We start from the raw sequence: 26,702 nt of genomic DNA, 5'->3' as shown, positions 1-26,702 counted from the left end.
TTCCCTCAGGCCGCGGCGACTAGCGCGGTCCGCGGAGGAATCCGGTTTGTCGGCCAACCACCTGACCGGCGTCCGTCGCCACAATCAGTTGTTGGGCCGCAGCGTACTCGGTGTCACCGGAGGCCACGGTCAGGGGCGCCTCGGCGTCAACGTTGCGCTTGATCACGGCCAGCGCGATCGGCCCGGCCTCGTAATGCAACGCCGCGGAGGTCACCTGACCGACCACGCGACGGCCCCTCTTGGGGTCCTCAAAGACGACGTCGGCACCGGGGGCCGGGAGCGTGTGCTCGCTGCCGTCGAGGTCCAGGAAGACCAAGCGGCGCGGAGGGTGACCGAGGTTGTGCACGCGGGCAATGGTCTCTTGACCCTTGTAGCACCCCTTATTGAGGTGAACGGCGGTGCGCAGCAGGTCCAGCTCGTGCGGGATGGTCTTCTCGTCGGTCTCGGCACCGAAGCGCGGACGCCACGCGGCGATGCGCAAGGCTTCGACCGCCAACGTGCCGGCGAGATCGCGCCCCGCGAGGGCCGCTTCGAGCTCCGATGCGGGGACCAGATACTCGAACCATGTGCGTTCCGCGCCAGGATGATCCGGCCCCGAGTAGGCGAAGCCGCCCTCGGTCACCCCGGGCCACGGATCGTGCCACACCGTCCGCTCGGCCCATTCGGGGACCGCCGCGGTGGAGGCCACCACGGCCCACTCCGCGCTGACGTCGGCAATCTCGACGCGCAGCATGAACTTCATCGAGTCCAGCCACGCCGCAAGCGGTGCGGCGTCACCGGCTTCGACGATGAGCCAAGCCGTCTCGCCGTCGTCCACCAAGCGGCAGTCGTGATCAATGCGCCCTTGAACGGTGAGGAACAGCAGTTCAGCGGACTGTCCCGGAGCCACGTGTTGCACCTGCTGTGAGCTCAGGGTATTGAGCCAGCTCAAACGATCCGGGCCCGTCACGGTCACCACGCCGAGGTGGGACAGGTCGGCCAGCGCACTGCCTTCCGCGAGGCGCTTTTGCTCGGGGAGCGGTTGCCCGTAGTGCAGAGCCACGCCCGCGTCAGCGCCGTCGGCGGCGATCGCTCCGTCGCGAGCGAGGAGCGGCGAACGGTACGTGGTGTCGTTCATGACGAGGCGCCCGAGCCGCCGTCGGCACCCGTCTCCTCCGCCGACGCGCCGAGTTTCTTCAGCACGGCGGAGGCGTGTGCGGAGAGCTCCTGGCCCTGACCCGCAGCATCCCACCGCCAGAACAGGTCTCCATTGACCAACCCGAAAATGCGGCTCGCCTGTGCATAGTCCTTCGCCCCGGCGCTGCGGGCTACGTGGTCTGTGCTGAGCTGGATGCGCGGGCCGTTGATGGTCCCCGAATAGAGCTCCGTGATGCCGCCGGGATGAACAATCTGCGCTTCGATGGCGAACCCGTCCTCACCGCGGTACTGGTCCACATCTGCGGCCGTGCGCAGCGTGGGCACGACGTCGCCGGGAGTCATCCCGGGACCGAAGTCCGACTCCACCTGCTCACGCTGCAGGTGCCAGAAGCCCATCTCGACGGAGAGGGGCCGCAGGACCTTGCCCTTCTCGTCCGTCAGCCAGCTTTCAGACCGGTACTGCAGGTACGGCGCGCCGTCGTTGGCGAACTGCACCCGCTGGAGGAAGTAGTCGTCGTCGACCTCGCCCTCTCCGAGGCGGCCCATACCCTCCCAGGTACCCAGCAGCCACGCAAAAGGAACGAGTTCCGGAGTGAGGTCGGTGGGGATCTCGATCGGCATAGAGGCGGCGGCCTCCCTTACTTCTGGCCCTTGAAGAGGCGGGAGACCACCAGACCGGCAAAGCCAGCCATGCCAAGCCCGGCAATGACCAGCAGGCTGACGAAAAAGATTTCCAGTGCCAAGTAGTTTTCCATGACACCCATACTAACGAAGCCGAGGACTCACGCACGCCATCGTGGTGAGCATTACTTCCGTCGGTCAAGGCCCTGCACGGACCGCTCTACTGCAGGATGAGCCGCTGGGCGAAGTACAGCACCGTGCCGGATGCCAGGATGGGCGCCGCGCCCAGCGCAATCGCCGCGGTGAGGCCCCCAGCGGGCAGGCGTCGTCGCGCCAACACGAGCGTGATGACGGTGGCCAGCGCCGCGGCGCCGCCACCCACCCAGGTCACGAGAGCGCTGGCCCCCAACGGCCCGAAGCCCACCACTCCTACCCAACCACTGGCGAAGGTGGCCACCACGAGCCCAAACAGTCCGGCCATCGTCGACGCCAAACGGCGTTCTGCTCCAGTGCCACGTAGCAGCTGGGCACCAAATACTCCCAGGACCCCCACCCCGAGGCAGATGGGCATCCACTGCATCGGCGACGGCAGCCCGGTCAGCAATGCCGCGAGCGTTGCGGCCGCGCCAGCTCCGAAGATCAGCCACGTCAGGTGCCACGGATCCGGCAGCGACAGCACGCGCGGCCAGCCGTAGGCAAAGACGGCCACGAGCGTCACGACGACGGCCGCCACCACATAGCTGCCGCCCAGCCACGCCGCGCCTAGGGCCACGGCGACGGTCCCGGCGAGCGCTCCGGCCGCGAGGACGGCTGCTGCTGCACTCATTTTGCTACTCACCTACCCCATCCTGCCTTAACTCGCCGCACGGCACCGCACCCCACGGCGTCGTCGTCCACCTCCCAGACTCACGCGCAAACGAACGGCGTGTGTCTATTTCATGAAGCGCGCAACATGTTGGAAACCCAGGCGCTCCTATACTGAAAAACGACCCGCCCGGCCCCCTCCGGCCACGGCGCGGCCGGCCCGGTAGGACGTGAGGAGACCCGAATGGCCAGCATTATGCTGTTGACAAACTCGTCAGATTCCTCCGTTGACGTGCTGCCAGCGCTGGAACTCTTGGCGCACGAGACGCGGGTCGTCCCCGCCTCGGCCACGGCCCTGCTCGACGCCGAAAAGGCCGACGTGATCATGGTGGACGCCCGGCGCGATTTGTCCGGATCACGATCTTTGTGTCAACTGCTGCACACGACGGGCAGCTCAGCGCCGATCATCCTGGTCCTCACCGAGGGCGGCATGGCCGCCGTGTCCACGCTGTGGAAAGCGGACGACGTCGTCCTCGACACGGCGGGCCCGGCCGAGGTCGAGGCGAGGTTGCGCCTCGCCTCCACCCGCTCCACGGCGGAGCCCGAGAACGACCCGGGCGAGATTCGGGCCTCGGGCGTCGTCATCGATGAGGCCAGCTACACCGCCAAAGTTCACGGGACACCCCTGAACCTGACCTACAAAGAATTTGAACTCCTGAAGTACCTCGCGCAGCACCCGGGCCGAGTGTTCACGCGCGACCAGCTGCTGCACGAGGTCTGGGGCTACGACTACTACGGTGGCACGCGCACCGTCGACGTGCATGTGCGGCGCCTGCGAGCCAAGCTCGGCGCAGACCACGAGCAGCTCATCGGCACCGTGCGCAACGTCGGCTACCGGTTTGCGAGCCCCCGCAATCACGCCGAGGCCGAGACCAGCGCCGACGCGACCTGATGGATCGGCTGACAAGTCCCGGCGCGGCAGACTAGATTTGAAGCATGACGGCCGAGAAGAGCACCGACTGGAGCATTACGACGCTGGCGACGGCCCCGAACGCGGACCACGTGGCAGCCATCGAAGAACTGGCCGCAGCGGCCGAGAGCGCTGACGGCAATCCCCCCTTGTCCGAGCAGACCGTGGTCGATCTGCGCTCTGCTGAGGCGGACACGTGGCTGGCCCTCGCCTACCTCGACGAGTCCTCGACCGACGCGGGGTCCGGCGAGCTCGTCGGCGTTGCAGTTGCGGTCATGCCGCGCGCCGGGGACTCCCCCGAGGCCATCGGCACCCTCGAGCTCGTGGTCCATCCGCACTTCCGCAACGATGGAATCGGCACCGCGCTCGCCGACGTCGTTGCCTCCGAACACCGGCTCGACGCACTGCAGGCGTGGTCCCACGGCAACCATGCCGCCGCAGCCCGCCTGGCCCAGACGCACGGGATGGCCCCGGTACGCGAGCTCTGGCGCATGCGACTGACGGGGCACGCAGAGCTCGAGACCCCGGCCCTGCCGCGCGGCGTGAAGATTCGCACGTTCAACGTCGGGCACGACGAGCAGCAGTGGCTACGGGCCAATGCGGCCGCGTTTGCCCACCACCCGGAGCAAGGGGACATGACCCTGACGGACCTCAGCGCCCGGCTCGAGGAAGACTGGTTTGATCCGGACGGCTTTTTCCTGGCCGTGGACATGAATGACCAGATTCAGGGCTTCCACTGGACCAAGGTCCATCCAGCCAGCGCCGACGCGACGGGCGAGCATGCGGCGATCGGTGAGGTCTACGTGGTGGGCGTCGTCCCCACGGCCCAGGGCACGGGCCTGGGCAAGGCGCTGACCATTGCCGGCATCAACCACCTGCGCAGCCTCGACTTGCACGGCGTGATGCTCTACGTCGACGCCGACAATTCGGCGGCCGTGGCGCTCTACGAGCGCTTGGGGTTCACGCGGTGGGACGTCGACGTCATGTATGCACGCACCCGCGCGTGAGCAGGAAATACTAGAGCCGCAGCGGTCATCCTCCCGCGCAGATCCTCCGGGGATCGAAAGGACAGAGTTAGTGAATACCACCTCGACGCCGTCATTCGGCGACAGCGAGATGCCGGCCGCACGCGCCACGCAGGACCGCATCGAGCTCCCAGAATTCGAGCCAACCCTGGGCCCCGATGGCGATTTCACCAATGAGCGCCGCTTCTTGGACCGGGAGCTCAGCTGGTTGGACTTCAACGCCCGCGTGCTGGAGCTGGCGGAGGATCCGCAGCTCGCGCTGCTCGAGCGCGTGAATTTCCTGTCGATCTTCGCCTCGAACCTCGACGAGTTCTTCATGGTGCGCGTCGCCGGGTTGAAACGGCGTATCGCGACGGGCTTGGCCGTGCCGTCGGCCGCGGGCGTCAGCCCCGTCGATCAGCTCGAACGGATTCTCGAGGCGGCCCACGCGCTCCAAGAGCGCCACGCGCGGGCGTTCACCGAGACGATTCTCCCGGCGCTCGCCGAAGAGAACATCACCCTGTGCCAGTGGGACGAGCTGACAGAGGAGGAGCAGAGCAAGCTCCACCAATGGTTCGTGGACCAGGTCTTTCCCATTCTCACGCCCTTGGCCGTCGACCCGGCCCACCCGTTCCCCTACATTTCCGGCCTGTCGTTGAACCTCGCCGTGATCGTGCGCAATCCCACCAGCGGTAAGGAACTCTTCGCGCGGTTGAAGGTCCCGGACACGCTGGCCCGCCTCGTGGCGGTCGGCGGCCGCCGTCCGGGCAAGAATGCGGACTCCCCGGCCCGTTTCATCCCGCTGGAGCACGTCATTGCCGAGCAGTTGGAACACCTCTTCCCCGGCATGGAAGTGGTCGAACACCACATGTTCCGCGTCACTCGCAACGAAGACCTCGAAGTCGAAGAGGACGACGCCGAAAACCTCCTGCAAGCGCTGGAGAAGGAACTACTCCGCCGCCGATTCGGCCCACCGGTGCGCCTCGAGGTTGTCGACGACATCAATCCTGCGGTCCGTGACCTGTTGGTCCGCGAGCTCGGTGTCGAAGAGGATGAGGTCTTCGAGCTGCCAGCCCCGCTGGACTTGCGCGGGCTCGGGGCGATCGCCAAAATCGACCGGCCGGAACTCCACTACCCCAAGCACATCGCCCAAACGTCCCGGCATCTCAATGAGTCGGAGACCTCCAAGGCGGCTAACGTGTTCGCCGCCATGCGGCGGCGGGATATCCTCCTGCACCACCCCTACGATTCCTTCTCCACGTCCGTGCAGGCCTTTCTCGAGCAGGCCGCAGCGGATCCGAAGGTTCAGGCCATCAAGCAGACCCTGTACCGCACCTCCGGCGATTCCCCGATCGTCGACGCACTCATCGACGCGGCGGAGGCCGGCAAGCAGGTGCTGGCCCTCGTCGAGATCAAGGCCCGGTTCGATGAGCAGGCCAACATCTCCTGGGCACGCAAGCTGGAACAGGCCGGCGTGCATGTGGTCTACGGCATCGTCGGGCTCAAAACCCACAGCAAGCTTTCGCTCGTCGTCCGCCGCGAGGGCGAGCGGATGCGCCGCTACTGCCACATCGGCACGGGCAACTACCATCCGTCCACGGCGCGGTTCTACGAGGACCTCGGGCTCCTCACGTGTGACGATCAGGTGGGCGACGACGTCTCGCGGCTGTTCAATCAGCTTTCCGGGTACGCACCGCGCTCCACCTACAAGCGTCTTCTGGTGGCACCCCGCTCGCTCCGCTCGGGGCTCATCGATCGGATCGAACAGGAGATCGCCAATCAACGGGCGGGCCGCGCCTCACGCGTCATCCTGAAGGTGAACTCCATTGTGGATGAGGCGATCATCGATGCCCTCTACCGCGCCTCGCAGGCGGGAGTCCAAGTGGATGTGATCGTCCGCGGGATTTGCGCCCTGCGCCCCGGCGTCGCGGGTTTGAGCGAGAACATCCGCGTGCGCTCGGTGCTCGGGCGCTTCCTCGAGCACTCTCGAGTGTTTGCCTTCGCCAATGGCGGGGACCCGGTGGTCTTTATCGGCTCCGCCGACATGATGCACCGCAACCTCGACCGCCGGGTGGAAGGGCTCGTCAAGCTGTCCAACCGGGAATCCATCGGTGAGTTGGTAGGAATCCTCGACCGTTATCTAGATGACGCGACTGCCAGCTGGCATTTGGGGGCCGACGGCGTGTGGACCCGCCATCACCTCGATGACGATGGGAACCCGTTGTCCGACATCCAGTCCTGGCTCCTCGCGTCTCGCCAGCGCACGCGCAATTCCCTGCGGCGCTCATGAAGGGACCGATCCGCTCGTGTGACCATCCGAAGGTGGTCGACGAACCCGCTGCCGTGCTGGCCGCCGGAGCCATCCCGTGGCGCCGGAAGGACCACCGGCTCGAGGTCCTGCTGATTCACCGCGACCGGTACGACGACTGGTCCTGGCCCAAGGGAAAGCTCGACGCCGGTGAATCGCTACCCGAGTGCGCGGTCCGTGAAGTGCGCGAGGAAATCGGGCTCGTCACCACGCTGGGCCGCCCATTGCCGGCGATTCGCTACCAGGTGAAGTCCGGCGCCAAAGTGGTGTACTACTGGGCAGCCAAGGTGGAGCAGCAGCGCATCATTCCGGATGGCAAGGAGGTCGACGCCGTCAAGTGGGTCAGCGTCGACACCGCCCGCCATCTGCTGTCGAACGGCTCGGACATCGTGCCGCTCGACGCCCTCGAGCAGGCCTTCAAGGCTGGCGACTTGGACACGCTACCCTTCGTCGTCGTCCGCCATGCCAAGGCCAAACCACGGTCCACTTGGACCAAGGAAGAAGGCGAACGACCACTGGCCGCCACAGGACAACGTCAGGCGATCGCCGTGGCCGAGCTCCTCAGCGCGTGGCGACCGCACAAAGTGGTCTCGAGCCCGTGGGTCCGTTGCGTCCAAACGGTGGCGCCCTACCTCAAGCGTCAGGACATGGGCGTCAAGCTTGCCGGCTCGCTGACCGAGCACGCCGCAACGCGCAAGCCCGCCAAGACGGCCAAACAGGTCATCAAGCAACTCGACAAGCAGCGGTGCGTTGCCCTGTGCACGCACCGGCCGGTCCTGCCCATCACCTTTGACGTGCTGGCCTCCCGGTGTGCCCCCGGGATCGCCGCGTTCCTGCCCCACAAGAACCCCTACTTAGAGCCGGGGGCGCTGCTCGTTGCCCAGCAATCCCGCACCACGCGAAAGATCGTCTCCCTCGAGATCGTTTCACCCTTCACGGACTAGGCGCCGCGCCCTGTCGGCCACGCGGCGGCGGCGCTAGGCTGAGAGGCATCGATGGAGTGTATGAGGAGGCCGGATGAGCCAGCAGCCAGCGAAGATCGTCCACGAGGACCTGCGCCTCGACCATGACGAAGACCGGGGGCGTTATAGCCTGTGGCAAGGAGCGACGTTCATTGGGTTTCTTGAGTACACGCGCCACGCGGACACCCTCACGCTGCAACACACGATCATCTCGGAGGCCTACAGTCGACGAGGCTATGCGCGGGCCCTCGTGACCCTGGTGCTGGATGAGGTGCGCGCTCAGGGGGCGCGTATTGTGCCGGAATGCTCCTACGTCGCGGGCTTCCTCCGCCGATACCCCGAGTATGACGACCTCCTTGCCTAGGCCGGAGAACAACTCGCCCGAGCGCCCCGACGCAGCGGAGCTGGTGGAGCCGCCCTTCACCGGATCGGCCCGCCCGTGGTTGATCGCCGGGCTCCTCCCCGTCGGCCTGTTGGCCGTGGCCATGGTTGTGGCCTATCCGGTGCTACCCGATCCGCTGCCCACCCATTTCAACGCCGCGGGTGAACCCGATGCGTGGGCCCCGAAGTCACCGTGGCCGCTGGCCGGCTACTTCGCGGTGGTCGCGGCCGTCACCGGCCTGTTGGTGGGGTTGGGGTTCGCGAATCCGCGGACGGTGCGCGTCAACGGCGTTCGTGATCCGCAAGGGCTCGACGCTCAGGAGGCCGACGCCTACTACGCCGTCAAGGGGCGGTTCCTGCGCCTGACGTGTTGTCTGTGCCTGTGCTGGACCAATTGGCTCCTCTGCCTCCTGCCGGCGCTGCTCATCGCCACGCGCAGCCCCTGGGCCCTCGTGACGCTGGTGCTGCTCATTCCTCTGCTCGTGGGCGCGTTCCGGACCACGGGCCACCTCAATGAATGGATCCGGCGCCGCTTCCCCATGCGAGCCTCGCCCTAGGCTCCCGGGCTTTCTCAGCGCGCCTGCGCGCTCGACTAGACTGGAAGCATGTCCACTCCTACGCCCTATGAGGACCTGCTGGCCGATGTTTTAGAACACGGCACGGCAAAATCGGACCGTACCGGCACCGGAACCCGGAGCGTCTTCGGCCGCCAACTGCGGTTTGACCTTGCCGAGGCCTTCCCGCTCATCACCACCAAGCGCGTGCACTTTAAGTCCGTCGCCGCGGAGCTGTTGTGGTTCTTGCGCGGCGATTCCAATGTGCGGTGGCTGCAGGAGCAGGGCGTCAAAATCTGGAACGAATGGGCTGACGAACACGGTGACCTCGGTCCTGTGTACGGCGTCCAGTGGCGCTCGTGGCCGACCCCGGACGGCGGGCACATTGACCAGATCACTCAGGTCATCGAATCGCTGCGCACCAACCCGGATTCGCGCCGGCACCTCGTCTCCGCGTGGAACGTCTCGGAGATCTCCAACATGGCCCTGCCGCCCTGCCACGCCCTGTTCCAGTTTTACGTTGCCGACGGCAAGCTGTCCTGCCAGCTGTATCAGCGCAGCGCGGACCTCTTCCTCGGCGTCCCGTTCAACATCGCCTCGTATGCCCTGCTCACCCACATGGTGGCCGCGCAGACCGGGCTCGCCGTCGGGGACTTCGTGTGGACCGGCGGCGATGTGCATATTTACGACAACCACGTCGAGCAGGTGCGTGAGCAGCTCTCCCGCGAGCCGTACGCGTCCCCGCAGTTGCTGATGCACCGGGTTCCCGAGTCGATTTTTGAGTACGAGCTCACCGACTTCGAGGTTCTCGGGTATCAGCACCACCCCACCATCAAGGCGCCCATCGCCGTATGAGTGAGCGCATCACCATGATTTGGGCCCAAGGGACGAACGGTGTCATTGGCCGCGACGGCGCCATGCCGTGGCATCTGCCCGAGGACTTAGCGCACTTCAAGTCCGCGACGTGGGGCCACCCCGTCATTATGGGCCGCAGTACGTGGAACTCGATTCCTGCCGCGTTTCGGCCCTTCGCGGGGCGCACCAACATCGTGCTCACCTCTGACGCGGCAACCGCCGCCGACGTGCGGGCGGCGGGCGGCGTCGTCGTCTCCTCCCCTGCGGACGCCCTGACTCAGGCGGCCCAAGCCGAGGGCGGGGAGTCGGTGTGGGTGATCGGCGGGGGCCAGGTCTACGCGGCGTTCGAGCCCCTGGCCACGCACGCGGTGGTCACCGTCATCGACGCCCAGTACGACGGCGACACGCACGCGCCGACGTTGGCCTCGGGCTGGGAACTGGCCAGCAGTACGCCCGGCACGGGCACGGCCCGAGCCGCCAACGGGCTGGGCTACCGCATTGACTCGTGGCTCCACACGGAAGCGGGCCGCGGAAAGGACGAGCACGGTGAATGACCTGAAAACTGCACTGAAGGCCGCACTGAACCGGCAGGAGCCCTTGTTCTTGCTCGGCTACATGCTGTTCCCGCTGCTCGCCCTCATCTGCGCGGCCCTGGGCCTGTGGATGGTCCTTACCGACCAAACTGTCGGCGGCCTGATCGTCCTGCTGGTGGTCACCCAGGTCTTCGCGGTGGGCGCCATCTGGGCGATCGGCCGGCGACGCAGGGTGATGGAGGCAGAACAGGCCGAACCGGAGCGGGGCACGGAGGACTAGCTCACGAACGCGTAACCGAGGCCGCGCCAGACGGTCAGGCCGCTTTACCATGGAGGCATGACTTCTTCCGTTGGTTTTGTCGGCTACCGCGGCATGGTCGGCTCCGTTCTCATGCAACGCATGCTGGACGAGGGCGACTTCGCGGGGATCGACCCCGTCTTCTTCTCCACGTCCAACCCGGGCGGTCCCGCCCCGTCCTTTGCCGAGGGCTCCGGGCCACTGCAGGATGCCCACGACCTCGACGCGCTGGCCAAGCTGCCCATCATCGTCACCGCCCAAGGTGGGGATTACACCAAAGCCGTCCACGCTGATCTGCGCTCACGCGGATGGGACGGCTTGTGGATTGACGCGGCGTCAACCCTGCGCATGAACGATGACTCCATCATCGTCTTGGATCCGGTCAACCGGGACGTCATTGATCGCGGGCTCGGCTCCGGTGTCAAGGACTTTGTGGGAGGCAATTGCACCGTCTCCTGCATGCTCATGGGCCTCGGCGGGCTCTTCCGCAACGGGTTGGTGGAGTGGGCCACCTCCATGACCTATCAGGCGGCTTCCGGCGGCGGCGCGCGCCACATGCGCGAACTCTTGACGCAGTTCGGCACCATCAACGCGGCCGTGGCTGACGAGCTCGCGGATCCGGCATCTGCCATCCTCGACATTGATCGCCAGGTCCTGGAGACGCAGCGCGGCGGGTTGGACACGGCGCAGTTCGGCGTCCCGCTCGGCGGATCGCTCATTCCGTGGATCGATGCTGATCTCGGTAACGGCCAGTCCAAGGAAGAGTGGAAGGCCGGAGCCGAGACCAACAAGATTCTCGCGACGAACGAGTCCAACCACATCGGCATGGATGGCCTCTGCGTCCGCATTGGCGCCATGCGCTCCCACTCCCAGGCCTTGACCATCAAGCTCACGGAGGACCTACCGGTCTCCGAGATTGAGCGGATCATCGATCAGGACAATGAGTGGGCCACCGTGGTGCCGAACGTCAAGGACGCCACCATGGACCAGCTCACACCGGTGGCCGCCTCCGGCAGCCTGAATATCCCGGTAGGCCGCGTCCGCAAGCTGGAGATGGGAGGCGACTTCATCTCCGCCTTCACCGTTGGAGACCAGCTGCTCTGGGGTGCCGCGGAGCCCCTGCGCCGCATGCTGGCGATCGCGCTCGGTCGCCTCTAAGCAGCGTCTAGAACGCAGTGTGTCCCACTCGGAACCGTGAGGGTCCGAGCGGGACACACTGCGTTAAAGAGCGGGCGCCGCAGCGCCCTCGTTAGACGTCGTGCGCAGCGCGCTGCTGGTCCTGCAGCGCGACGTCGTATAGCCGCTCGAGCTGCGTCAGCCGCTCGCGATCGATTTCGCCCGCCTCATAGTAGGCGCGCGCCTTGTCCAGTAGGCGTTTGGCTTCCTTTGCGTTGCCCTCCGCCATGTCCATGGCACGCTCGAGGCTCGTCTCGTGCTCTGGTTCCTGTGCGTGAGTACCCATACCCCCATCGTGCTCCGTGAACCGGCGCCTGTCTAGGGGTTTTGACGGCGTTTCAGAGGGAACAGTTAATCAGCAGGGGTTCGTTGTGCAAGCGAATGCCATAAGCCCGTTCGACGCCGTCGCGCACCGCCCGTGCGATGGCGAGCACGTCCCCGCTCGTGGCACCGCCGCGGTTGGTGATGGCCAGCGTGTGCTTGGTGGACAACGACGCCCGCCCGTCCGCGAGCCCGAACCCGGCGGTGCCTTCCAGCCCATACCCCTTGGAGAATCCGGCGTGCTCGATCAACCAGGCGGCGGAAAGCTTCACGCGCTCTCCCTCGGCGCCGCGCACCGGGTAGCGCGGAGCGTCCGTAGGCAGCGTCGCGGCCAGCGATTCACCAACCACCGGGTTCGTGAAGAACGAACCGGTGGAATACGTGTCCCGGTCCGCGGCGTCCAGCACCATCCCCTTCGAGGCACGTAACCGCAGCACGGCCTCCCGGATGCGTCCGGCCTCGACTCGGCCGCCGACCTCGGCGTCCACCGCGCGCGCCAACTCCGCGTAGCCGATCGGGGCGCCCAGAGTGCCCTGCTTGAGCTGGAAGGTGACCTGGAGGACGACGTAGCGTGGGGACCCGTTGTCCGTGGTCTGCTTCAACCGGGAGTCCCGGTAGGCGAAGCCGAGATCCGCGTTGGCAAAGGACACGATTTGCCGAGTGGTGCGATCCCACGTGCGCACCCGGGCGATGGTCCGCGAGACATCGGTGCCATACGCACCAACGTTCTGGACGGGGGTTGCACCCGCCGAGCCCGGAATTCCGGAGAGCGCCTCAAGGCCCACCAAACCGCGCTCCAGCGTCTCCGCGACGAAATCGTCCCATGAGTGACCCGCCTGCACCGTGACCATGCCGCCGGAACAGGCGGCCACGTCGTCGAGGGTGGTTCCCGAGGTCCCGACGCGGATGACCACCCCGGTCACGCCAGCGTCATCCACCAGAAGGTTCGAACCGCCAGCGACGAGCAGCAGCGGCTCACCGGCGTCGTCGGCGGCGGTGACGGCAGCGATCAGGTCCCGCTCGGTGCTGGCCTCCACGTAGCGAGCGGCTGGCCCTCCGACAGCGGTGGTGGTGAGTTCTGCCAGAGAAGGGCTCATGCGAACCGAACGACGGCCTGAGCCTTGACCAGCACCTTCTGGCCGCCCGCCTCGACGGTGAGGTCCACGCGGGCCGTCCCGGCCGCATCGTCCTTAGCGCCGATCTTGCCGGTTACGGTGATCTCGGTGCCTGGCGCGGTGGTCGGGCTCTCTCCCGCGAGGTCTTCAACCACGACCGGCTTCGTGAAGCGCGTTTGGTAGTCGATGACCGCACCGGGGTCTCCCGCCCAGTCCGTGACCAGCTGAACGGCCGCCCCCATGGTGAACATGCCGTGGGCAATCACGCCCGGAAGTTCCACCTCGCGCGCGAAGCGTTCGTTCCAGTGAATCGGGTTGAAGTCGCCGGAGGCGCCCGCATACCGGACCAGATCGGCCCGATTGACGGTGATGGTGCGCTCACCGATCGAATCTCCGACGGTGAGGGTGGTGAAGTCAGGCATGGGTCAGTCCTCTCCGCGGACGAGCAGGGACGAGACGGCGGTGGCCACGGCGGTGCCCCCGGTCGTCGAAATTTCCGCGCGCGTGGTGATCATGGCGCCCGAACCCATCTGGCGGACCTTGTCCACGTGGAGCTCGGCGACCAGCTCATCGCCGCCAACGATCGGGCGGTGATGGGTGAAACGCTGATCGGCGTGGACCACGCGCGTGAAATCAATACCGGAGGCGGGGTCTGCAATGAGCTGCGCGTCCGCGCGCTGAGCGATGATCACGGCGAAGGTCGGCGGGGCGACGACGTCGGCGTACCCCAGGCGCGCGGCGGCGCCAACGTCGAAGTGGGCTGGGTGCTGGGCCTGCGTAGCGGTGGCGAACTCGCGAATCTTTTCACGACCGACGACGTAGGGTTCGCCCGCCGGATAGACGCGGCCGGCCAGTTCTGGATTAATGCTCACTTCTGGTCCTTTGCGTTGAGTGGGGGACGTTAGCTCTTGGACTGCATCATGCGGTAGGCGCGGGCATCGCGGCCGCGCACCATCAAGCCAGCGACGTGCAACAGCACACCGACGACGATGATGGCGCTCCCCGCGTAGATCAAGCCCGTGGCTTGGTTGAAGGCCCCGATCAGAGCTAAGACGATCCCGACGGCGGAGATCCCCATCGAGCTCGCGACGAGGACTTTGTAGAGCGTGGACAGTGCGTCCCACGGAATCGAAAGCATACGTCCAGTCTACTTCTCAGGCAGCGGGCGGACACCTCAGCCCGCCACGCCCTCCGAGACCGCCGCCGCGGCCCGCAACCAGGCACGCTTCGTTTCCAGCTTGAGGGCGTCAAACCGGATTTGCCCCTTCACAAGGTGCGGGTCGTGCGGGATGGTGACCACGGAGCGGGCGAGGTGCTCGAAGCCCTTGGTGATGCGGCGCAGCTGGCCCGGTTTGGGGCTCGGTGACGGTTCAGAGACGATGACGACGGCGTTGCGCGCCAACTCGGCGTACCGGCCGCCGCGGTTGGTGAGCGCCTCGAGCAGCAGCGCACCGGCCTCAGCGTGCTCCTCGACCGTGGTGGAAGCAATGACGAGTTGGTCCGTGTGGTCGATCATGCGCAGCCACCGCTCGGCGGACTCATCATTGCCGGAATCCACAAACGTGATCTGAAAATAGCGACTGACCACCGCGTGCAGGGCGTCGAAATCGTCGCTGGAGACCGACTGTTCGGACGCCAACAGGGTGGGCTCGGTCCTCAGAACGCTAAAGCGGTCGGCCGGCTGGTAGTGCACGTAACCGTCAATATTGTGCTCCGTGGGACGCACGCTCAGCAGATCGTCGGCGTCGTGCAGCAAGTTCATCACGTGGGACGAGTGCTGGTCGGCGGCGGTGCGCCAGCCCAGGGTGCCCCGCGTGCCGTTGTTGTCCCACGCGAGCACGGATTGGCTTGAATTGCGTCCGAAGACCGAGGCCAGCAGGACGGTGGTGGGGGTCTTGTTGGCGCCGCCCTTGCCGTTGACGATGGAGACCGTGGTGGGCCGGCCCACGCGGCGGCCGACTTGGGCACGCCACTGCCGGTCCTGCAACTCGGCTCCCGTCGGTTCCAGCTTGAATCCCAGCCGGTTCAGGAACCCGCGGAATCCCTCCTGGGCTGGCACGACGGCGTCGTCGCTATTGCGCAGGAACGTCGAGCGGTCGTCGCGCTCGGCTGGAGTCATGGAGGGGACGGGCTCCTTCTGCCGTGATGCGGCAGGAGACGTGCTCGGCTCCTCCGCTCCGCGGAACTCCGGCACGTCGGAGTCCGGCTCCGCCGTGGCCGGGGCGGCTTCGTTCGGAACAAGGGATGGGGCCACTTCACTGAGCGGCGGAAACTGATCGTAGCGCTGAGCTGCTGCCGAGGCGGCAGGGCGTTCAGCGGCGTCGAATCGAGGCAGCGGGGCCTCGTTCTGCGCTGCGCGGGCCGGGCGATGTGGCGGCGGGACCGAGATCGTGGTGTCCTCCGAGGTCTGATCGGCGGCGGGCTTTCGCTCCTGCTCGAGCTCGTGGCGCTGTTCTTCCATGGCGCGCTGCCGGTCCCGGCGGAGCTGAGCACGCGAAGGGAATTCGTTGCCTGAATCCGTCATCGTCGTCCTCTCGGCTCACCTCAATGAATGTCCTACTCCCCCAGCATTTCCCAGCCTACCGCGTCAGGTCGGGAGGCGTCGCGCCACCGGACCCGCGGCGCATGGCGGCGGGCCCGGTGGCGGGCGTAGCGGACGTTAGTCGCGTGCGGAGAGCGTCCACTGACTCTGGGCTCCCTCGGCCACGCGGTAGCCCGGGTTGGGTACGGCGACGACGTCGGCCTCGCCGTCGAGCGCTACCTTGCCGTTGCCGGCCTCGACCTTGACGCCGTCCACGTAGTAGGTGAACTCCGGGCGGTTCGGGTTGACCCGCACCTCGTCACGGTCGCTACCGGCGCGGTCCTTGACGCGCGGGGCGGCAGGGGTGGCTTCCTGGGTCAGCACCGGCACCGCTGCGTAGTCCACGTCGCTCGCGAGGTAGTAGCTGGGGTACGCGGGCTGGTTGTAGGACGTCTGCTGCCCGGAGACTTGGGAGCGGTACTGCGCGTCCTGCATCAGGGCCGGCAGTTTGATGTCCGTTGCGTCCGTGCTCGTATAGAACCGCAAGGCGCTCGAGTCATCGGTGCGCACGAGCAGTTCCTCACGCCAGTCCCCCAAGACGTCGGCCACGAGCGACGGGTTGCCCTTGGTCCCGTTGTTCGTTTGCGTCCCCTCGGCGACCCATTCCGTCCCCGCGGCGACGTGGCGCACCACCGGCTGGGACGCGCCGTCGCGGTCCACGATGCTGGTGGTGCCGTCCCCGGCAAAGCGGATCGAGGCGTTGGTACCGGGGGTCTCTTCCCCGAGCCGTTCACCCGTGGCGGACAGCAGTCCGGACCCGTCCGATCCACCCGGCATGGAGGCCCACACCTCGAGCCCGGGGGTCTGAGGATCCACGTCGCCCGCCATACCGCGGCCGGTATCCCGGCCCGAGTACGCGCCAAAGAGAACCTCGCCCGTGGCCGCATCCCGCATCACCGAACCGTACGGCGCCCAGCTTCCGGACTCATGCACGGTCCAGACCTCCTGCCCCTCCCGGTTCGGATCGAGGTCCCCGACGTGCATGGCATCACCGTGGCCCAGCTTGGCCTGCGCGCCCGGGTCTGCGCTGCCCTCCGGCAGCACGTCGGTGGAGCTGTACAGCACGGAGCCGTCCTCCTCGAGCGTGACCGCGCCGTAGACGATTTCTTGGCTCCCGTCCGAGTCCACGTCAGCCGCGCTCAGGGAATGGAAGCCTTGGGAGGCGATCTCGCCGAAGACGGGGTCGCTGCCGTCGTGACCGTGCGGCGCGGCGTTGAACGGGTTGTCCATGGGCACGTGGCCGCTGTCCGCCAACCAACGCTGGCTCAGTTGCTCGCCATCGAAGTCGTACGCGGCGATGGCCGTGCGAGTGTAGTAGCCGCGCGCGAAGACGGCGGATGGTTGTGCATCGCCCAGGTAGGCACTGGTGGCCAGGAAGCGGTCCACCCGGTTTCCGGGTTCGATGCGGCTCATCGCGTAGTCTCCCCAGAGGAGGCCGTCGTCACCGCGGCCCGGGGCATAGTCCACGGTGTCCAGCTCGGCGCCGGTCTGCCCGTCGAACACGGACAGGTATTCCGGCCCCGTGATGACAAAGCCTTCGAACGTCGTCAGGTCATTGCGGCTGCTGCGTGCCGGCGCGTACTCGTCGATGAAGTAGTCAGCGAGGTCCGTGGCGGCCTGACGGTCCAGGGGGTAGTCATGGCGCTGCTCAATCCCGAGCGCCGCCTCGATCGTTTCCGGCCAGTTCCCCGCGACCACCTCGGGATGCTCGTCCCACTCGGCAAACATGCCGATGAGGTGTTCCCGATAGTCGGCGGCGCTCATCCGGTAGTCGTCCTCGTGGCTGACGCCGGCTGCGACGTCCTCCTCCGGCAGACTCACGTAGTCCGTGCTAACCGGAGCGCCGTCGTCGTACCGCGTGGTGGAGGTTCCGGGCGCGGTCTTGAGCATGATTTCGCTGCGACCGTCCCCATCAAAGTCTTGGACCACGAACTGGGTGTAGTGCGCGCCGGACCGAATATTCACGCCGAGGTCGATGCGGTTCAGCAGCGTGCCGTCGAGCTTGTAGGTGTCCACGTAGGTGTTGCCCGTGTACCCCTTCTGGGAAACATCCTTGGCATTGGAGGGGTACCACTTGACCACGTACTCGTACTCACCGTCGCCATCGACGTCGCCCACCGAGACGTCGTTGGCCGAGTAGGTGTAGGCCTCGCCCGCTGGCGTCACGCCATCGGCTGGCTTCTGCAGCGGCAGGTCGTAGTGCCCCTGCTCCCACGCCGTCACGGCCGCGCTGGGATCCTGTTCGATGCCGGAGACCACCGGTGCGACGGCGTAGCGCGCGTCCGAGCTTCCCTCGGTGTCGGTGTACGTGGTGGAGTCCGTCACGGAGGCGAGGCGCTCGCCGTCTCGGTACACCACGAAGTCGGCGCCGGTCATGCCGGACGCATCGGAGCCCCGTGTCTCGGTGGCCAGCAGCCGCCACGAGAGGTGCACGGCCTCGCCGGTGGCCACCGCAACAAGACCGCGGTCAAGGTTCTCCAGTTGGGTCCCGCCGAGCGTCACGGGGGCGTGGGCGTCAGTGTGCGGGGCGGCCGTCGCTGCGACGGTTCCGGTGGCGGCGATCGCGGCGATCGCCGCTGCGGCGGCGGCGCACCGCATGCCGGTCACGGTGGGCGTGAAACGATTCATCATTGAACAAGGTCCTCCGGTGTGAGCTGATGAGGGGCACCGCTGAACGTAATGCGGATCACACCACAGGATCAAGAGTCCAGTCCCCTTGAGCATCACGCGATACCCGCGCATCGCCGCAGGTCAGCGCGCCCTCGGGACCCGGCGACCCGCGCACCGCGGGCCTCTCTAGCGCCGGGAAACACACAAGGCCCGGAATCGCTGTGATTCCGGGCCTTGGCCGCTGTAGCGGTGCCGGGACTCGATCCCGGGACCTCACGATTATGAGTCGTGCGCTCTAACCAGCTGAGCTACACCGCCACGAATGAGAAAATGCCCGCGTCTGCGTCAGTTGACATGACACGGACGCGGGCTCTCATTCAGAGCCCCCGACGGGAATCGATCCCGTGACCTCAGTCTTACCAAGACTGCGCTCTACCACTGAGCTACGGGGGCGCAACGAAGAAATACTTTACCAGCGCACGCGGTACGCGCAAAATCAGAAACCTCCCACCCGATGAGGTGCTCATCACAGCCCCGCGGGCCCCGCCCAGGACCGCGCCAAGGAGCGCCACGGCGGGCGAAAACCATACACCCCGACTAGGCGAAGTCGGGTCGCCTCCGCGTAGGCCTCGAACCGCTGTGCGGTCACTCCGCAGCGCACGGCAGCCCGCCGGACCTGGGCGCGAGCGGAGACGTGCATGGGGCCGGAAATCAGGTCTTGGGCGCGCCGTAAATCCAAATGCACCCAGAGGTTGGCCAGATCCAAGGCGGGCTCGGCCAACGCGGCCGTATCGAAATCGAGGAATCCTAGCCTCCCGGCGGCGGGATCGTACAACAGTTGCTCATCGTGGAGGTCACGATGCGCCCGCACCAGGGACTGCGGCACGCCCTCGACCAACTCACGGACCGCGGTCCGGGCGCGCTCGTGTAGACGCCCGGCGGTCTCCGGATCGAGCGCCAACGGGTCGTCCTCCTGCAGGCGCTTCAGCCACGCCATGACCACTTCCGCCTCGGAGTGCGCGTTGTGGCGCTCCCACGCCGCGGCGGCTTCCGTGCCATCGCTCGCCCCCGCGGTGGGAACGACGGCGAGGCGCGGCCACAGTCGGGCGAACTGCGCCCACGCGGCGCGCCACGACCGCAGCGGCAACGAGCGCAGGGACTGTCCGGGCACCGCGTCGAACACCACGCGATCGGCTCCCACCTCCACGAGGGCCGCACTAGCACCCCCGGCGGCTCGCACCAGCTCGCCCCACCGTGCCGACGCCTCGGCCACACGGTCCGCTTTTCCGGGGCGGAGCAGCTTGACGTATCGCTCCCCCGCCTCGGCGCCGTGCACTCGCACCACGGCGCGGCGCCCGGCGCGGTGGACCAGGAGCTCAGCGGGCTGAGGGCCGCCGGCGGCCAGCACGCCGGCTAGGCCGGGAAGCTTGGGATCGTGCCCGTACGGGTACACCTCAAGGCGAGCGCCGGGCCCCTCGCCGTCCCACACGCCGGCCCGCAGCCGTCCGGCGGCGTCGTATCCCTCCACAGTCTGCCGGCCGTGGCCGGCCGGCCAGGCCCGGCGAACGGAAATCCCTGCGGCGGAGGCTGGCACCGCACTCACGACAACCACCCCGGCTGCCGCAGTTCAGCGGTGGCCTCGGCGAGCGCGGCGAGCGGCGCGTCGGCGGGCGCCGCGGCACACCGCGCAGCGACCCGCAGGCGCTCGGCGACGAGGCCCCGCCACCCGGCGTGCGCGGCCCGGAATGGCTCCAACGCGCGGAGGAAGATGTGGGCTCCCACGTACGCCGGTGCCACGCTGGCCTGACCGTATCCGTCCAGCAACGCCGCTCCGGCCGCGATGCCGGGTTCGGCGCCGTCGGCGAGGAGGCTTGCGGCCACGAAGCTTCCCACGTCCCACCCGGCCGACCCCCAGGCCGCGCGGTCCGGGTCGATCACTCGCAGACCGTTCGCACCCCGCAGCAGTTGATCGGCGGAAAAGTCCCCATGCACCGGAACGAGCCCTCCCTCCGGGGCCACGCGCTCCAGTGCCATCCCCAGATCGCGAGCTGCCTCCCGCGCCACCTCAGCGGATTCCGGCATCAGCCCCGCGACGCCGGAGACGACCGCCTCCAGCCGGGCGCGCACCTGAACCTGAGGCAGGTCCACGGCGCTGGCCACCTGATCAGCCGCGCCATGCCAGCGGCGCAAGAGGTCCCCGGCCGCGGCGACGTCGTCCGCGCTCGCTCCGGTGGACAAGTCTCCGGTGCCATAGTGCTCGAACTCGAGCAGATGCTGCTCATGCCCCGGAACCGGCCGCGGGACGAGGACTGGCACGCCGGCCGAGCGCAGCGCCGTCGTCAGAGGCACCACGTGGGCAACGCTGGCCTGGGAGAGTTTGAGGACGACGTCGCCCTGCGCGCTGCCCTCCCCACTGCCGGTCGCGGCTCGCCGAAGCACCAGGCGCCGGAACGGGTTGTAGGCCAGCGCCTGCCCACGGAGGGACCCATCAGCGCGCACCAGCGACGTCTGGCGCAGCCGGCGCCGCAGCCGCTTATCCAGTCCCACGGGCGCGGCGAGGAGCACGTGGCCGCCGCCGAGCTGAAGTACGGATACGGTGATCCCGGCCGCGTCACCGGCGCGAACGAGGCGCTCGGCCTTATCGGCCGCGGACGGCCCATACCCGGCGACCCATCCGATGGGCACGCCGCCGGCACCGGTGAGGCGCCCGATCACCGAGCGGCCCGGCTTGAATCTCAGGTGTGAGGCACGGACGTCGGCCGCGCCGGGGACGCAGCGGGACGCCAGCCACGCCAGCTCGACGCTGGCCGCCGCGTCGCCGGCTCCGGCCGCCAGCAACACATCGGCTGCGCGGATCATGAGACGGGATCCCTTCGCTCGTGATGCGACGCCGTCGGTCGGCTGAGCCGGTCCGGATCGGCAGGGTGCTCTGGGTCCTCACGCTGCTGCTTCACCCAACGGGCAAATGCGTCGTGCCGCAACAGCTCCTGCGGCGATCCGTCGAGCCAGATCGCCCCGCCGTCAATCCAGATCACCCGGTCGGCGCTCAGGGCCGTCGCCGCGTCATGCGTAATGCTGATCGTTGTCTTCGAGGCCGTGAGTTCCTTGAAGGCCTCCAGGACGTGGGCGGCCGAGTCGGGGTCCAGCCCCGTGGTGGCCTCATCGAGGATGACGACGGCCGCGTCGCGCAGCATGGCACGGGCGATCGCGATGCGTTGGCGCTGGCCGCCGGATAACGTCCCGCCGCGCTCGCCCACGGGCGTTTCATACCCCTGTTCGAAGCCCATGATGAAGTCGTGGGCTTGGGCCCGGCGGGCCGCGTCCTCGATCTCAGCGTCGGTCGCCTCCAGCCGGCCGAAGCGGATGTTGTCCCGGATCGTGCCCGTAAATAACACCGATTCCTGCGGCACATACGCAATGTGGGCGCGCAGTGACGCGAGGGTCACAAACCGCACATCGTGGCCATCCATGAGGACCTGCCCCTGATCCGGGTCGAGGAGTCGGGCCACCAGCAACGAGACCGTCGATTTTCCCGAGCCGGACGGCCCCACGAGCGCGACCCGTTGCCCGGCCGGGATGCGGAGCGAGAAGTCCTGCAACACCGGCGCGGACTGCCCGTACCCGGCCCGCACGCGGGCCAGCTCCACCGTGCCGCACACGTGCGTGAGCTCACGGGCGTCCTCGGCGTCGCGAATGGCCGGAACGACGTCGAGCACGTCGGCGACGCGCTCGCCCGACGCGGCGGCACGAGCGATACGCCCGGTGTACTTGGCCATGTCCCGCAAGGGCTTCATGGCCGTCTTGAGATAGGTCAAGAAAATCACCAAGTCCCCCGGCGTCATCTCTGCTTGCATCACGCGCCAACCGCCGGCGAACAGCACCATCGCCGTCGCGGTGCCCACGAGCACGTCCGTGCGCCGCTCGAGTCCGGCTGCCAGACGCTTTGCCTTGACCCCATCCTTGAGCGTCTTCTGGTTGCTGGAGCCGAAGCGGCCCTCCAGCTCCTGCTGCAGCCCATAGGCCTGCACCACCCCGATGGCCCCGATGCTTTCCTGGGCGATGTTGGCCAGCTGTCCCTCGCCACGTCGGGTCTTCCGCGCGGCCGAGGTGATTTCCCCGGGGCTCCCGGAGGACACCATCCCATAGGCCACCATGGCGAGGACCACAATGATGGTCAGCAGCGGATCCAGCCACAGCATGACGCCAGCCATGGCCACGAGCGTGATGACATTTGCCAGCAACGGGAGACCGGCCGTGACCGCCACGTCCTGGAGCTTGCCCACGTCGCCCACGAGGCGCTGGACGAGGTCTCCTGAGCGGCTGTTGAAGTGATAACTCCTCGGCAGGGACTGGACGTGGGTAAACACGTGCTGCCGCAGCTTCGTGGCCACCCGGGAGCCGGCGAGCGCGAACGCGACGGTCGCCAGATAGTTGGACACCGCGCGGAGGGTCACAATGAGGATGACCGCCGCGCCGCACGCTATGAGCAACTGGATGCTCGCGGCCGCCGCGCCCTCGACTTGGGCTCCGAGGCTCGCGGTGACGGCGTCGACGACAAACTTCACCGGCCACGGCTCGGCCACCCGAAAGGCCACCTCCAACAAGAGCGCGGTCACGCCGCCGGACATGAGCATGCGCTGGCCACCAACGTGGGGGCGCAAGATCCCCAGCGTGCGGCGCAGCGCGCCGCGGGCCGGAGCGGATGGCGCGCTCATCGCCGCTCACCCATTCCCGAGAGTTCCCGCCGCGGCAAGTCGACGCCGGAGAGCACGGAATCCAGCACCCGGGACCAGTCATGTTCAGCCACGGCACGGGCGCGCCCCGCGCGGCCCATGGCTGCCCGTCGCACGGGATCCGCGGCGAGCGCGTCGAGGGCCTCGGCGAGCGCGTCGGCGTCAGAGGGCGGCACCAAGGTGCCGGTGACGCCGTCGTCCACAATGTTGGGCACCTGACCCACCCGGCTGCCAACGACCGGCAGGCCAGCCGCGAGGTACTCATAAATCTTCAGCGGGGAGAAGTAGGACTCAGCGCTGCCGGCCTCCGGATAGGGCGCCACGGCCAGGTCCGCGGCCGCGAGCTGCTCGCACATGTCCGACGGCGGTACCGCGCCGACGAAGGTGATCCTCGCCGCGGTGGCGGGGCCGTGGGCTGCCGCGCGTTCGCGCAGCGCCGGCGCCTGCGGGCCGTCGCCGACGATGCGCAGGCGCCACTGGCCTGCCGACCGCGCGACGGCATCAATGAGTGATTCGACGCCGTGCCACGGCTTCAGAGTCCCCACGAAGACCGCCTCGACGTCGGCACCGACCTGCGCACGGCTGCCCCGGTCTGCCGCGGGGCGGATACGGTCCGTGTTGACGCCGTTAGAGACGACGCGGACGTCGCCAGCAGCCTCCACCGACGCGTTCACCCAGGCAGCCACCGGCTCGGAAACACACACGGTGCGGCGCGCGGCGCGGACCTGGCGGATGAGGGTCTGACGGGCCAGCGACTCGTGAATGAGCTCGCGGTGCGTGCGTTGTTCGTCGATCAGCGGGGCGTTCACCTCGAGGATGCCGGGAACGCCGTCGGCCGCCAGATCCTCAAGCACCGTGCTGAAGAGGCTATAGCGCTCCAGCACCACATCCGCGCCATCTTGCCGGATCGCGGTGGCCAGCGTGGCCGCCGCGGCGCGCTGGGCGAGCTCGCGTCCGCCCGCGGCCTCGGCCCGTTCCACGGGAACTTCGGTCACGTCGATCTCCGCAAGATCCGCGGGTGCGCCGCCATCGCGGGTGTCGCCGCGCCGCGTGCAATACAGCCGCACGTCGGCTCCGCGAGCGCGCAGGGCTCTGATGATTTCCTGCACGTGGACCGAGGCGCCTTTGGAGCCGAAGACGGGGATCCCCGGATCGACGCACACGTAGGCCACGCGGCGTCCGGCCAGATCGTCCTCCGGGTGACTTTCCAACGCGGCCAGCGCCCGCCCCTGACGCGCGGCGTTGAATCTCTCCTCGATCAGGGCCCGGGCTGAACGGGCTAGCCGCACGGACCGTTCGGCGGCGGCGGGCGCAGCGAAAGAACGCAGGGCCGCAGCGAGCCCGTCGTCGTCCCCGGGTTCCAGCAGAACGCCCGTGTGCCCGTCGATGATGGCCTCCGGAATACCGGTGACCGCCGTGGCGACGCACGGCACACCCATGGCCATGGCCTCCAAGAGGACCGTGGGCAAACCATCCGCGTTACCGTCCGCCCCCACCACGCACGGGGCGGCAAAGACGTCGGCCCAGTCGAGCAACTCGCGAACCTCAGCCTGCGTGCGGGCCCCGAGCAACGCCACCGGCGCACCGGTCTGCTCGATCCGGGCCTGCAAGTCATGGGCCAACTCGCCGTCGCCGGCGATCCGCACCTCGAGATCGCAACCCTGGGCGCGCAAGAGTGCCGCCACCCGGATCAGATGCGCAAAACCCTTCTTCTCCACGAGGCGTCCGACGGCGGCCACGCGCAGCCGCCCCACGGTGGGGGCCGGGTCCCGGTACGGAAAACGCGCCAACTCCAGCCCGTTATAGAGCAGGTGGACCTTGTGCGCGAGCCGCGGATAGGCAGCGCGCAAGTACTCAAGGTTGAATTCGCTGATGGTCACCATGTGGTGGGCCCGCTCCAGCATCCGGCCCAGCCGCTCTCGGTCGACCGACTCGTGGAAGAGGTCCTTCGCGTGGGTGGTCACGGAAAACTCGAGACCCGCCAATTCTGCAGCCATCCACGCCACCCGGCCGGCCATCGACCCGAAGTGAGCGTGCAAATGGGTCAACCCCGCGCGGCGGGCGCCGATCGCGAGCGCCACCGCCTGTTGCGCCTCGCTCGGATCGAGGCCCGCCAGCTCCGGCAGCAACCGCCCGTAGCGCGCGGCAAACCCATCGATCTCCGCCGTCGCCTCCGCGATCTGGGACCACGCCTCGCTCAGCTTCACGGACCGCGGAACGAAGTGCACGGGCGCCTGCACCCGGGCGATCTCCGGGTGGAATCTGGTATCCGTCGTGGGACGGAGCGCAAAAATCGTCAGCTCCTCGCCGGCGTCCTCGCGGGCCAGGATCTCGGTGACAATGAACGTCTCCGAAAATCGCGGGTAGACCTTCACGACGTAGCCCGTCCGGCGGCCCGTCATCAGCTCAGGCGCTAACACGGTTGAGCTCCTCTCGGTGAGGCTGGCTGGTGAGGTTCTGCGCGTAGTCGACGACGCGGGCTAACCCGCCGGTGTCGAGGCCTTCGCGAGGAGTGCGGACCGCGGCGGGCTCCCGCACGACGGCGGCCTCCAGCCAGGCACCAAGCCGCTCCGGGGACGCCTCGCCCTGGCGGAGCAGGTCGATGGCGCCGCGGCGATGCAGCGAGCGGGCGCGGATCAACTGCTCGGTGCGCGGCACTTCACGCGGGACGACGAGGGTCGGCGTCCCCGTGCTCAGAGCCTCACATACCGTGTTGTAACCGCCCATCACGACGGCGGCCGACGCCGCGCGCAGGCACGCCAGCCCGTCCGGCACCGTCGTGCGGACCTCGGTCCGCTCACCGGCTAACGCTCGCACTTCGGCTCGGCTCTCAGCTGGCATCTGCGGTCCCGTGACGATGAGGTGCCGATACCCGGTCGGCACGGGCGCCTGCGCCGCCCGGGCCGTCAGCTCGAAGCCATCCGCGCCGCCGCCGGCCATCGTGACCACGTACGGTTCGAGGGCTTGCAACCGCCGAGTGGTCCTCGCCTGACGGCCCTGCGCGAGGTACCCGGTGAAGCGGATTTTCTCGATCAGCTCCACGGGCAGCTCGCCGGCTTTCACGCCGTCGTGCACCGCCGGGTCCCCGTACACCCACACCTGATCAAACAAGGCTGTGACGCGCTCAAGTCCGACGCCGGCCCACTCGCGCTGGGCCACCTCCGGCGCGTCCAAGACGTCCCGCAGACCCAAGACCAGCTGGCACTGCGGCCGCTCGCTCTTGAGCCGCTCCAAGGGGCCGCGCAACTCACCATCGACTCCGAACGCATGGCGGTCCACCAGCATCACGTGCGGGCGGAACGTCCGCAGGGCCGCGTCGATCACCGCGGAACGCACGCCCATCAGGCGGCTCATCCCGACATTCAGCGTCCGGGGCGTATACCCGGCATCGCCCTTGGCGATCCCGGGCATCACCACCCAATCCCACCCCTCGGGACACGCGTAACTCGTGGCCGTGCGCTCACCGGTGATGAGCAGGCCGGAAACCCGGCGTCCCGTCAGCGCTGGCAGCGCGGCGGAGAGCGCGTGGGCAATCGCCAGATTCCGGCGCGTATGTCCGAGCCCCACCGAGTCGTGCGAATACAACACGATCCGCAATCCGGGCTGATGAGCGTCGATCGCCATGATGTCTCCCTTTCGTCGTCCCTCTGGGATTCATCGTGGATGAACACCATGAGGTCACCATGAGGTCGACATGAGAACCCTCTCATCTAGGGTCTCGGACAAGACAGAGGGGCCG

The 26,702-nt window shown here is 67.8% G+C and carries 25 protein-coding genes and 2 tRNA genes; 10 read left to right on the top strand and 17 right to left on the bottom strand.

Going from position 1 to position 26,702, the window contains the following annotated elements; genetic code table 11:
* Positions 1-19 precede the first annotated feature (19 nt).
* From ygfZ to IW252_RS10755, 3 genes are all read right to left on the bottom strand, one after another.
* Positions 20-1,117, bottom strand: coding sequence for a CAF17-like 4Fe-4S cluster assembly/insertion protein YgfZ (ygfZ, locus tag IW252_RS10765; protein ID WP_196836549.1), 1,098 nt, complete (start codon positions 1,115-1,117; stop codon positions 20-22).
* Positions 1,114-1,758 carry a nitrobindin family protein gene (locus IW252_RS10760; protein ID WP_196836548.1) on the bottom strand — a complete coding sequence of 215 codons (645 nt, stop codon included), beginning with the start codon at positions 1,756-1,758 and terminating at the stop codon, positions 1,114-1,116. The genes ygfZ and IW252_RS10760 overlap by 4 nt, the downstream gene beginning before the upstream one ends.
* Before the next feature lie 220 nt (positions 1,759-1,978).
* The gene (locus tag IW252_RS10755) at positions 1,979-2,584 is read right to left on the bottom strand and encodes a hypothetical protein (RefSeq protein ID WP_196836547.1); all 606 of its coding nucleotides are present in this window, start codon (positions 2,582-2,584) and stop codon (positions 1,979-1,981) included.
* A 222-nt stretch (positions 2,585-2,806) separates the two neighbouring features.
* Between IW252_RS10755 and IW252_RS10750 the strand changes: the two genes are divergently transcribed.
* The 10 genes from IW252_RS10750 to asd all read left to right on the top strand — a co-directional run bounded on the left by IW252_RS10750 (position 2,807) and on the right by asd (position 11,585).
* A complete protein-coding gene (locus tag IW252_RS10750; protein ID WP_196836546.1) occupies positions 2,807-3,514 on the top strand; it encodes a winged helix-turn-helix transcriptional regulator in 708 nt (235 codons plus the stop codon).
* 44 nt (positions 3,515-3,558) lie between these two features.
* Positions 3,559-4,539 (top strand): mycothiol synthase, encoded by a 981-nt coding sequence (gene mshD, locus IW252_RS10745; RefSeq protein ID WP_196836545.1) that lies wholly within the window; start codon positions 3,559-3,561, stop codon positions 4,537-4,539.
* A gap of 109 nt (positions 4,540-4,648) precedes the next feature.
* Positions 4,649-6,826 (top strand): RNA degradosome polyphosphate kinase, encoded by a 2,178-nt coding sequence (locus IW252_RS10740; protein ID WP_231366428.1) that lies wholly within the window; start codon positions 4,649-4,651, stop codon positions 6,824-6,826.
* Entirely contained in the window at positions 6,823-7,788 is a 966-nt protein-coding gene (locus tag IW252_RS10735) for an NUDIX hydrolase (RefSeq protein WP_196836543.1), read from the top strand. The genes IW252_RS10740 and IW252_RS10735 overlap by 4 nt, the downstream gene beginning before the upstream one ends.
* Before the next feature lie 73 nt (positions 7,789-7,861).
* Positions 7,862-8,170: a GNAT family N-acetyltransferase gene (locus tag IW252_RS10730; RefSeq protein ID WP_196836542.1), complete on the top strand. Its 309-nt coding sequence runs from the start codon at positions 7,862-7,864 to the stop codon at positions 8,168-8,170.
* A complete protein-coding gene (locus IW252_RS10725; RefSeq protein ID WP_196836541.1) occupies positions 8,151-8,744 on the top strand; it encodes a DUF1648 domain-containing protein in 594 nt (197 codons plus the stop codon). The genes IW252_RS10730 and IW252_RS10725 overlap by 20 nt, the downstream gene beginning before the upstream one ends.
* Positions 8,745-8,792: 48 nt before the next feature.
* Entirely contained in the window at positions 8,793-9,596 is an 804-nt protein-coding gene (locus IW252_RS10720; protein WP_196836540.1) for a thymidylate synthase, read from the top strand.
* Complete coding sequence (locus IW252_RS10715; RefSeq protein ID WP_196836539.1) at positions 9,593-10,150, top strand: dihydrofolate reductase; 558 nt, start codon at positions 9,593-9,595, stop codon at positions 10,148-10,150. The genes IW252_RS10720 and IW252_RS10715 overlap by 4 nt, the downstream gene beginning before the upstream one ends.
* Positions 10,143-10,409, top strand: coding sequence for an NF038396 family protein (locus tag IW252_RS10710; RefSeq protein ID WP_331271517.1), 267 nt, complete (start codon positions 10,143-10,145; stop codon positions 10,407-10,409). The genes IW252_RS10715 and IW252_RS10710 overlap by 8 nt, the downstream gene beginning before the upstream one ends.
* A 57-nt stretch (positions 10,410-10,466) precedes the next feature.
* On the top strand, positions 10,467-11,585 hold the full coding sequence (asd, locus tag IW252_RS10705) for an aspartate-semialdehyde dehydrogenase (RefSeq protein WP_196836538.1): 1,119 nt from the start codon (positions 10,467-10,469) through the stop codon (positions 11,583-11,585).
* A 91-nt stretch (positions 11,586-11,676) separates the two neighbouring features.
* Here the strand turns inward: asd and IW252_RS10700 are convergent, their stop codons facing one another.
* The 14 genes from IW252_RS10700 to IW252_RS10635 all read right to left on the bottom strand — a co-directional run bounded on the left by IW252_RS10700 (position 11,677) and on the right by IW252_RS10635 (position 26,587).
* A complete protein-coding gene (locus IW252_RS10700; protein WP_196836537.1) occupies positions 11,677-11,889 on the bottom strand; it encodes a hypothetical protein in 213 nt (70 codons plus the stop codon).
* A 52-nt stretch (positions 11,890-11,941) separates the two neighbouring features.
* A complete protein-coding gene (locus IW252_RS10695) occupies positions 11,942-13,021 on the bottom strand; it encodes a UDP-N-acetylmuramate dehydrogenase (RefSeq protein ID WP_196836536.1) in 1,080 nt (359 codons plus the stop codon).
* Positions 13,018-13,461, bottom strand: coding sequence for a MaoC family dehydratase (locus tag IW252_RS10690; RefSeq protein WP_196836535.1), 444 nt, complete (start codon positions 13,459-13,461; stop codon positions 13,018-13,020). Before IW252_RS10690 ends, IW252_RS10695 begins: the two co-directional genes overlap by 4 nt.
* A 3-nt stretch (positions 13,462-13,464) precedes the next feature.
* Entirely contained in the window at positions 13,465-13,911 is a 447-nt protein-coding gene (locus IW252_RS10685) for an FAS1-like dehydratase domain-containing protein (protein WP_196836534.1), read from the bottom strand.
* Between the two features lie 29 nt (positions 13,912-13,940).
* On the bottom strand, positions 13,941-14,177 hold the full coding sequence (locus IW252_RS10680; RefSeq protein WP_196836533.1) for a DUF3188 domain-containing protein: 237 nt from the start codon (positions 14,175-14,177) through the stop codon (positions 13,941-13,943).
* Positions 14,178-14,213: 36 nt separating this feature from the next.
* On the bottom strand, positions 14,214-15,563 hold the full coding sequence (locus IW252_RS10675; protein WP_196836532.1) for a MinD/ParA family ATP-binding protein: 1,350 nt from the start codon (positions 15,561-15,563) through the stop codon (positions 14,214-14,216).
* A gap of 135 nt (positions 15,564-15,698) precedes the next feature.
* Complete coding sequence (locus IW252_RS10670; protein WP_408065787.1) at positions 15,699-18,248, bottom strand: rhamnogalacturonan lyase; 2,550 nt, start codon at positions 18,246-18,248, stop codon at positions 15,699-15,701.
* A 226-nt stretch (positions 18,249-18,474) separates the two neighbouring features.
* A tRNA-Met gene (locus IW252_RS10665) sits at positions 18,475-18,548 on the bottom strand.
* Positions 18,549-18,611: 63 nt separating this feature from the next.
* A tRNA-Thr gene (locus IW252_RS10660) sits at positions 18,612-18,683 on the bottom strand.
* 73 nt (positions 18,684-18,756) lie between these two features.
* Positions 18,757-19,833 carry a phosphotransferase gene (locus tag IW252_RS10655; RefSeq protein ID WP_196836531.1) on the bottom strand — a complete coding sequence of 359 codons (1,077 nt, stop codon included), beginning with the start codon at positions 19,831-19,833 and terminating at the stop codon, positions 18,757-18,759.
* Entirely contained in the window at positions 19,830-21,089 is a 1,260-nt protein-coding gene (locus tag IW252_RS10650) for a phosphotransferase family protein (protein WP_196836530.1), read from the bottom strand. The genes IW252_RS10655 and IW252_RS10650 overlap by 4 nt, the downstream gene beginning before the upstream one ends.
* Positions 21,086-22,945 carry an ABC transporter ATP-binding protein gene (locus tag IW252_RS10645; RefSeq protein ID WP_196836529.1) on the bottom strand — a complete coding sequence of 620 codons (1,860 nt, stop codon included), beginning with the start codon at positions 22,943-22,945 and terminating at the stop codon, positions 21,086-21,088. The genes IW252_RS10650 and IW252_RS10645 overlap by 4 nt, the downstream gene beginning before the upstream one ends.
* A complete protein-coding gene (locus IW252_RS13665; protein WP_331271516.1) occupies positions 22,942-25,383 on the bottom strand; it encodes a glycosyltransferase in 2,442 nt (813 codons plus the stop codon). Before IW252_RS13665 ends, IW252_RS10645 begins: the two co-directional genes overlap by 4 nt.
* Complete coding sequence (locus IW252_RS10635; protein ID WP_196836528.1) at positions 25,370-26,587, bottom strand: glycosyltransferase family protein; 1,218 nt, start codon at positions 26,585-26,587, stop codon at positions 25,370-25,372. The genes IW252_RS13665 and IW252_RS10635 overlap by 14 nt, the downstream gene beginning before the upstream one ends.
* Between the last annotated feature and the right edge of the window lie 115 nt (positions 26,588-26,702).

It is taken from the genome of Zhihengliuella flava (assembly GCF_015751895.1).
Lineage (GTDB): Bacteria > Actinomycetota > Actinomycetes > Actinomycetales > Micrococcaceae > Zhihengliuella > Zhihengliuella flava.
This window is presented reverse-complemented; position numbering and strand designations above follow the sequence as displayed.

What these genes read in the sequence shown, in the direction of transcription:
- ygfZ (WP_196836549.1), bottom strand. Translation starts at nt 1,117, where the DNA reads ATGAACGACACCACGTACCGTTCGCCGCTCCTCGCTCGCGACGGAGCG.
- IW252_RS10760 (WP_196836548.1), bottom strand. Translation starts at nt 1,758, where the DNA reads ATGCCGATCGAGATCCCCACCGACCTCACTCCGGAACTCGTTCCTTTT.
- IW252_RS10755 (WP_196836547.1), bottom strand. Translation starts at nt 2,584, where the DNA reads ATGAGTGCAGCAGCAGCCGTCCTCGCGGCCGGAGCGCTCGCCGGGACC.
- IW252_RS10750 (WP_196836546.1), top strand. Translation starts at nt 2,807, where the DNA reads ATGGCCAGCATTATGCTGTTGACAAACTCGTCAGATTCCTCCGTTGAC.
- mshD (WP_196836545.1), top strand. Translation starts at nt 3,559, where the DNA reads ATGACGGCCGAGAAGAGCACCGACTGGAGCATTACGACGCTGGCGACG.
- IW252_RS10740 (WP_231366428.1), top strand. Translation starts at nt 4,649, where the DNA reads ATGCCGGCCGCACGCGCCACGCAGGACCGCATCGAGCTCCCAGAATTC.
- IW252_RS10735 (WP_196836543.1), top strand. Translation starts at nt 6,823, where the DNA reads ATGAAGGGACCGATCCGCTCGTGTGACCATCCGAAGGTGGTCGACGAA.
- IW252_RS10730 (WP_196836542.1), top strand. Translation starts at nt 7,862, where the DNA reads ATGAGCCAGCAGCCAGCGAAGATCGTCCACGAGGACCTGCGCCTCGAC.
- IW252_RS10725 (WP_196836541.1), top strand. Translation starts at nt 8,151, where the DNA reads ATGACGACCTCCTTGCCTAGGCCGGAGAACAACTCGCCCGAGCGCCCC.
- IW252_RS10720 (WP_196836540.1), top strand. Translation starts at nt 8,793, where the DNA reads ATGTCCACTCCTACGCCCTATGAGGACCTGCTGGCCGATGTTTTAGAA.
- IW252_RS10715 (WP_196836539.1), top strand. Translation starts at nt 9,593, where the DNA reads ATGAGTGAGCGCATCACCATGATTTGGGCCCAAGGGACGAACGGTGTC.
- asd (WP_196836538.1), top strand. Translation starts at nt 10,467, where the DNA reads ATGACTTCTTCCGTTGGTTTTGTCGGCTACCGCGGCATGGTCGGCTCC.
- IW252_RS10700 (WP_196836537.1), bottom strand. Translation starts at nt 11,889, where the DNA reads ATGGGTACTCACGCACAGGAACCAGAGCACGAGACGAGCCTCGAGCGT.
- IW252_RS10695 (WP_196836536.1), bottom strand. Translation starts at nt 13,021, where the DNA reads ATGAGCCCTTCTCTGGCAGAACTCACCACCACCGCTGTCGGAGGGCCA.
- IW252_RS10690 (WP_196836535.1), bottom strand. Translation starts at nt 13,461, where the DNA reads ATGCCTGACTTCACCACCCTCACCGTCGGAGATTCGATCGGTGAGCGC.
- IW252_RS10680 (WP_196836533.1), bottom strand. Translation starts at nt 14,177, where the DNA reads ATGCTTTCGATTCCGTGGGACGCACTGTCCACGCTCTACAAAGTCCTC.
- IW252_RS10675 (WP_196836532.1), bottom strand. Translation starts at nt 15,563, where the DNA reads ATGACGGATTCAGGCAACGAATTCCCTTCGCGTGCTCAGCTCCGCCGG.
- IW252_RS10670 (WP_408065787.1), bottom strand. Translation starts at nt 18,248, where the DNA reads ATGAATCGTTTCACGCCCACCGTGACCGGCATGCGGTGCGCCGCCGCC.
- IW252_RS10650 (WP_196836530.1), bottom strand. Translation starts at nt 21,089, where the DNA reads ATGATCCGCGCAGCCGATGTGTTGCTGGCGGCCGGAGCCGGCGACGCG.
- IW252_RS10645 (WP_196836529.1), bottom strand. Translation starts at nt 22,945, where the DNA reads ATGAGCGCGCCATCCGCTCCGGCCCGCGGCGCGCTGCGCCGCACGCTG.
- IW252_RS10635 (WP_196836528.1), bottom strand. Translation starts at nt 26,587, where the DNA reads ATGGCGATCGACGCTCATCAGCCCGGATTGCGGATCGTGTTGTATTCG.